4 protein-coding genes are annotated in these 5,583 nt (G+C 48.7%); all 4 read right to left on the bottom strand.

All coding sequences use genetic code 11. The features are described 5' to 3' along the window. Positions 1 to 904, bottom strand: a 904-nt coding sequence (locus ACLQ7H_RS26990; RefSeq protein ID WP_411755329.1) for an FAD-binding oxidoreductase, incomplete at its 3' end; no start/stop codon positions are given. Between the two features lie 423 nt (positions 905 to 1,327). Beyond that, positions 1,328 to 1,756, bottom strand: coding sequence for a hypothetical protein (locus tag ACLQ7H_RS26985; RefSeq protein WP_411755328.1), 429 nt, complete (start codon positions 1,754 to 1,756; stop codon positions 1,328 to 1,330). Positions 1,757 to 1,760: 4 nt separating this feature from the next. Next, on the bottom strand, positions 1,761 to 4,865 hold the full coding sequence (locus ACLQ7H_RS26980; RefSeq protein ID WP_411755327.1) for a hypothetical protein: 3,105 nt from the start codon (positions 4,863 to 4,865) through the stop codon (positions 1,761 to 1,763). A 430-nt stretch (positions 4,866 to 5,295) separates the two neighbouring features. Then, the gene (locus ACLQ7H_RS26975) at positions 5,296 to 5,436 is read right to left on the bottom strand and encodes a hypothetical protein (RefSeq protein ID WP_411755326.1); all 141 of its coding nucleotides are present in this window, start codon (positions 5,434 to 5,436) and stop codon (positions 5,296 to 5,298) included. Positions 5,437 to 5,583 lie beyond the last annotated feature (147 nt).

Below are 5,583 nucleotides of genomic sequence, written 5' to 3'. Positions count from 1 at the left end.
CATTGCGCAAGGCCGAATCGAAAGAATCATATTTGACGTTAACCAGCCGCCGTACCTTCGGCAGCGGCGTGATATCCAGCCGCGCTTCGGTGATAAAGGCCAAGGTCCCTTCGGCACCGGTAAGAATGCGAGTCAGATCGAAGGTTTGCAGATCGTCGCTCAGCACGTGGCGCAGATCGTAGCCGGTGAGGAAACGGTTAAGCTTGGGGAATTTCTCCAGGATCAGTGCCCGTTGCTCGCGGCAACGGTTCAGCACGGTGTGGTAGATCCGCCCTTCTGGCGTGTCTTCCTGAGCAATCGTTTCCGCCAGCGGCGTAGGCATGACGCGGGTGTCGATCATGTCGCCCCCCAGCAACACCGCCCTCAGCCCCAGCACATGATCTGAGGTTTTGCCATACACCAGCGACCCCTGGCCAGACGCGTCGGTATTGATCATGCCGCCAAGGGTGGCACGGTTGCTGGTGGAAAGCTCCGGCGCGAAGAAATAGCCGAACGGCCGCAAATACTGGTTGAGCTGGTCTTTAATCACCCCGGCTTCAACCCGCACCCAACCTTGCTCGACGTTAATGTCCAGAATGCGGTTCATGTAGCGCGACATATCAACCACAATGCCGGTGTTCAGTGCCTGCCCATTGGTGCCGGTGCCGCCACCCCGTGGGCTGAAGGTCAACGCCTTGAAGCGCTCTTCGTCGGCCAGCCGGGCGATTAGCGCCACGTCAGCGGTTGAGCGGGGAAACACCACCGCATCCGGCAACAGCTGGTAAATGCTGTTATCCGTCGCCATCGTCAGCCTATCGGCATAGCTAGTGGCGGTATCGCCGTTGAATCCGCTCTGTTTTAACGCGGCCAAAAAGTCCAGCACCCGTTGAACGAGGCCGGGTGCCTGAGAAATTTGTGGGATCATTCGCTTATTTGACTCTGTCTGCTCTTAATTGCTTAATCGGGCCCGGAACTGGCCCTCCCCTGTTTTTTATTATCACGATAATCGCAAGGGCCGTTACCTGCTCCTGCCTCATCGCCATCTACCTCATAATGGCGGGAGTTTTGCCGCTTGTACATCCTACATTTGACATTCAGCAGAACATTTCCAGTGGTTAGTGATGGGGACGTTATCCGTTCATCTACCTGTTCTGCCCGTTGGCGCTTGGACCTGGCATTTTCTAGTCGGTAGCTCTTGCTCACTCCCCGAGAAGAGGACTAGCTCTACTGTGGCTTGCCGTATCGGGCAGGGAAAGTTCAAAGGCCGTAAGCTCTGACAGTTACTTTTGTGAATATGGAGTCACTGTCAGAGCAGGTTGTACTGTTGATTGATATTTCAACTTAAGTATCAGCCTTGAACACGTTCAGGTTTATCACAAGACATAGGCGAAAATTTGCCCTTATTGACTTTTATTGTGCAGTTTCTTAAGTACTCCCCCCCGGTGACTAATGGCATTGTACTGATCACCATATGAATTGAGTTTTCTTCAAAAAAAAGCTCTTTAATTCCAGCATATGCAAAACCTGTTGTTGCCGACTTACCATCCATTTCACATAGCGTTTTACTCTGATAGATAAACCAATTTTTTTTCTTATCACGGTGTAAAGTTTGCACATGCCCCATACACATGCTACCTAATGTTCTCAAATATCTTACAACATACTCCCCCATTCTCTTGGATTTCACTTCAGTGGCTAGCTCGTAGTTTATTCTCTCAGTTCTAGCTGATACCGACAGAGATACAAACACCAAGCTGAAAAATAATATTTTTTTCATTTCATCACCTCATATAGTGAATTCTTCTTTGATAACGATCTTCGGGTAAATTCTTTAACCAAATTGTACGGTTACCTAATGCAGCTCTAAATGTAGCCATATCATTTTTAACTATAGCCTCTTGAATGTACTCTCTTGTCGGAGGGGTGTAATCTCCACGATAAATTAAATCAACGACCATATCTTGCATTCTAGAATCTAGGTCATCCCAAACCAGATCACCATAATATTCAACATTCTCTGCGCTGGCCGATATTCTAATTACTTCATCCTTCTTCGAGTCATAAATCGGCAGAAACAGATCATGTTGCTGCTTTCTGGTGATTTTCGTCTGTCTAATTTCCGGACCGGCATTTTCTAAATACTTTCTCGCCGCATCACCACGTAGCCCTCCCGCACCAATTAACCAGTCGTAGAAGTCACCACTAATACCAACCTCGGCAAGATCGTTCGCCAGAGTCGATATGCGTTGCCCCAAATCATAACCTCTGCCAAGGGTGATGCCTGACGCGCCACCAGGCCAATGAGCAACCCGACTGAAATAACGGTGCCCCTCAATATCATTACCCTCAACGTCAAACGTAAATTGCCCTCTTGGGACCATTAACCATCTTGGATCATTATCACTGACCCAAAAATTCTCTGCCATCCCCAGCGGATGTAAATGCCATACTTTCGCATCCGCAGGAAAACCATGCTGACCGGCCACTTTATCCCACCAAAGCAGTTTTTTAATGCGCTGTTCTTTTTCCGCCTGCCAAGGTGCTAATTCTATCTCCAGGCGTTTTTGATAGGCATCGGCCGTTTCGGTTTCCCCTTGGGGCTGACAGGCATATTTTTTCAGCATCTTATCCAATTCATGCCATTTACTCAGCCCCTGATCGGCAAACCATTCACTCTCATAACTCACCATCAGATGGGAAAACTGCTGCGATAACCAAGGATACCTTAGCGCCGTCTTTAAATTCTCCGTTGTGAGCAGATTGGCGTCTTCCTGTTCCTCGCTATCCGCCACCTGTCGCGTCGTTCCGCCTAAAATTTTATACAGCGTTTGCACTAATGACGTGCGGTCTGCCGGATCTAATCGCAGCCGGTGGTTACGTTCCAGCTTCTGTGCAGGAGTGGCCGTCTCCTGTAATGTATGAAACAAGGGCCATTCCCACGGATGATGGCGAGTGACCCCAGGAGCTGTGCCCCTAACCCATCCTTCCACTTCTCCAAAACTGTCCGTGCCGATCACGCTGTCCTTGTTACCGGTTTTCAGTTGCCACCAGAAGGCCCCTTCTGGATCGATGGCCCAATGTTCGCTTTCTTCAATCTCACTGCGGGTAAAAACCTGCTCAAAATAGACCGTACCTGCTGGCTTATTATCCGCGAGCAAAGGATATTGGCTCCAGGCAGGTATCTTGTTAGCCGGGTCGATCTTGTGACCTTTGGCATCCAGATTTGTAGCCTCAACCCAATAAGAGGCCGTGTCATTCTTCGGCGTAAAGTGTATTTCCCTCAGCGGGTGTGCCGCGCCTGGTGAGGTAGTCGTCACCCGTTCTCCGGCACTATTTAGGCATTCACCATAAAAAAATACTTTATCCGGTATTTCCGCCAGCTCGACGTTCAATACAATGGCAACAGAGGATTTATGCGCCGCACCGATCGTATATTCCCCTTTGATCGGTTTTTTGCTTATCGAGCGAAAATGGCTTAAATACTTTTTATCAACGACGCCAATCCGCTGCTTGTTGACCTCCAGCCATTTCCCATGTGCTTTGGATTGGCCTACCCTGACGACCTGCATATCAGCGGCAAGGTCGTTATCCGCCGTGGGAACCTGATACAATACGGCACCACGGTTGACCTTAAGCAGCGTTTTTTTATCCTCTGTCTGTTGCGCTGCCCGTGCCTGGGTACGAGCTATAAAGGCTGGCATCTCTTCTGGGGTAAAGACTTCGAGATGAACCAATAACGGGCTATCGGTTGCCTGTTCAGAAGCACTTAATGCGTGATAAACCCCCGGATAGCCCATTAGCTCACCCACTTTGACCGGATGAGGCGTATCCAGCACCTTCACCTCACCCATTTTCAACGGCTTAATCACCGCCGTTAATGGGGTGAGATCAATCCAACCCTGTAAGTTCCCGTCATCATTTTTTGGCAATGCCGGGTAAGCCTTACCCATAAGCAGCTTCTCTATTTTACCCCAGCGGCCTTTTTTATCTCCAATCTGTACTTTAGCCCCACGAGGCAACACGCTTAATAGCAGGCTGGCCGCTTTCTGCGGTTCGGCATAAACACTCTGCCCTAATAAACGCTCATCACTATCAGGGAGTTTTCCAGCTACCTGATACTGAGAGCCTTCCAGCTGGGTCATTTCCCCAGGGTAAACATAATACCCCAACACACTCTGGGTATTCGGGGGAATATTCAGGGCCTCTCCCTCATCAATGCTGTTTAATTGATACCAGCCCTTATGCTGGCGATGTGGTTCTCCAATGGTAACAACCGTATCTTTGGGCAGTAGGGCTAATTTGGGGGTTCTGGAACCGTCCTGTCTCACTACGCAACCCGATATTTTATCCTTAGACTGCTCACCCACCTCAAACTCAATAGGATCGCCCCAATAAGCGGGACGCGGCAATTCACCATTGGCTTGATAAAACGGCCAGTGACATAAGTGCATATATAGGCTGTAAAACGTCAGGCTATGCGTTTGCGATGAGGGCGTTTCCGCCCCCTCGATGGATGGCATATTTAGCCGGTGTCTAACCAGGACAAACCCGCTGGAGAAATAAGCTTTCTCTTCCTGGAAGTTCGGTTCCCCCCCTTCCTGTACCGGTTCTGATTTGGCAACCTGTGCCGTCACCATGGGATAGCTATTATCGATTCGGTAGGCAATCACCTCGCCATCAGCAATACAGCCTATGGCACTACGGGCAGTGAGGCCTGTGCCGCTATCCAGATGGATCCCTCCATGCCATAGGCTATTCGCCCCCATGGGATAAAAACCATTGCTGGCATTGGACAGTTTTTGCAGATATTCGGATGGTGTATCAACATGATGATTGCCCTTAGACAGTGGCAATTCCCATGTGATGACCTCGATGTTTTTAGTCATATGACAAATCCCTTTGATTAATTACTGCTTTCATTAACCTGAGAAGCTAAAACGTACCCGTCGATAAAAAGATAAATGAGGGCCATTTTTGGTATGACATTCAGACAATGTGCCGTAGATAATCTAATCCATCCCGACAGAGAGCCTCGAATGAGGCCATATTCTCCCCCGCAGCAGTCATTACATCTTATTCATGAAGTGAATAAAACATTCAAAAAACCTGGTCAACAACAATCAAAGCAAATTTATTATTCATACATATGATAGTTATGTAATGTATTATGCATTTTTGTAATTATAGTGATAACACACCCGTTTATTTATGCTACATAAAAAAAGCACAGAGTAACAGGTTTAATTTGGCTGAATATTCATCGAAACCAATATTATGCTTTATCGTTTGGCGATGCATGGAAGTGACCTTATTAGATCAACGTTTGAGCGCAGCAAATGACTGCGAGCAACCCACCAAACGCACCGGCCCCATCGAGGCACACAGCGCTGTGGCCCGGCAACCAGCCAGACGCATCTGCTGTTCAATCCACTGGCGAGCCTGGATGATATCCAACACAGGATGCCGCTTCAACAAGCGACCAGTCAAGATCCCAGGCTGGTCAGCCCCTCCAGCCGCAAACCTGTTCTCCGATACATAAATTATTACTCCTGCTAATCAATGAAAGGCTGTACCACAGATGGCGATCCACGGCAAAATGTGCGG

Origin of the sequence: Serratia sp. (in: enterobacteria) (assembly GCF_046715635.1) — a bacterium.
In the GTDB taxonomy this organism is placed as follows: Bacteria; Pseudomonadota; Gammaproteobacteria; order Enterobacterales; family Enterobacteriaceae; genus Chania.
Note: the sequence above shows the minus strand (reverse complement) of the source record. Positions and strands in the feature narration are given on the sequence as shown.

Excerpts from the sequence above, each read along its gene's own strand:
- ACLQ7H_RS26985 (WP_411755328.1), bottom strand. The coding sequence starts at position 1,756 with ATGAAAAAAATATTATTTTTCAGCTTGGTGTTTGTATCTCTGTCGGTA.
- ACLQ7H_RS26980 (WP_411755327.1), bottom strand. The coding sequence starts at position 4,865 with ATGACTAAAAACATCGAGGTCATCACATGGGAATTGCCACTGTCTAAG.